Genomic DNA, 266 nt, shown 5'->3' with positions numbered 1-266 from the left:
CCAAGGCGCCCGCCGCCCTGTTCAAGCAGAACAAACCGGATGGTTTTGCCTGTGTCAGCTGTGCCTGGGCCAAGCCCGGGCAGCCGCACGCACTGGAATTCTGCGAAAACGGCGCCAAGGCTACTGCGTGGGAATTGACGTCGAAGAAGACCAGCCCGGACTTCTTCGCCGAACACACTCTCTGTGAACTGCGGCAATGGCCGGACCATGCGCTGGAACAGCAAGGCCGCCTGACCCATCCCCTGCATTACGATTCCGCCAGCGAC

1 pseudogene is annotated in these 266 nt (G+C 62.0%); it reads left to right on the top strand.

What is annotated here, in order from left to right:
- Window positions 1-266: pseudogene (locus tag SB752_RS32585) on the top strand (hypothetical protein); the annotation flags it as partial.

Source organism: Brevibacillus sp. SIMBA_040 (assembly GCF_046535075.1).
Classification (GTDB): Bacteria; Bacillota; Bacilli; order Brevibacillales; family Brevibacillaceae; genus Brevibacillus.
The sequence above is the reverse complement of the archived record's forward strand: the minus strand, read 5'-3'. Positions and strand labels throughout refer to the sequence as shown.